The following is a 619-nucleotide window of genomic DNA, read 5'->3' on the forward strand; positions in this document are numbered from 1 at the left end:
TCGTCGGCGGTGGGGCGGCGGACCTTGAGCACGACATCGGCCAAAGTGGCGTCGGCAATCAGGCCGATCCGTGCGCCGACCTTCTCATATTCGCCATCCGGAATGCGCGACAGCGCGCCGGCACCCGCCTCGATCACAACGTCGAGGCCCAGCGACTTCATCTTCTTGACCGTCTCAGGTGAGGCCGCAACGCGTGGCTCGCCTTCGGTCTCCTTGGCTATGTATACGTTTGCTGTCACTACCCCTCCCCCGGCGCGGATCGTCGCCTCAGTAAATCACGACGCCGCGCACGCTCTCGCCGCCATGCATCAGCTCGAATCCCTTGTTGATGTCTTCGAGCGGCATGGTGTGGGTGATCATCGGGTCGATCTGGATTTTGCCATCCATGTACCAGTCGACGATCTTGGGCACATCGGTGCGGCCGCGGGCGCCACCGAAGGCGGTGCCCATCCAGGTACGGCCCGTGACCAGCTGAAACGGGCGGGTGGAGATTTCCTGGCCGGCGCCGGCGACGCCGATCACCACCGACTTGCCCCAGCCGCGGTGGCTGGCTTCGAGCGCCTGGCGCATCACCTTGGTGTTGCCGGTGCAGTCGAAGGTGTAATCCGCGCCGCCGATC

The 619-nt window shown here is 64.9% G+C and carries 1 protein-coding gene and 1 pseudogene; both read right to left on the reverse strand.

What is annotated here, in order from left to right:
- Positions 1-239: pseudogene (locus AC1DYF_RS40365) on the reverse strand (NAD(P)(+) transhydrogenase (Re/Si-specific) subunit alpha); the annotation flags it as partial.
- 28 nt (positions 240-267) lie between these two features.
- The coding region (locus AC1DYF_RS40370) for a zinc-binding dehydrogenase (RefSeq protein ID WP_477884554.1) at positions 268-619 on the reverse strand (352 nt) is incomplete at its 5' end.

The organism is Rhizobium sp. P2_G9 (genome assembly GCF_056403475.1).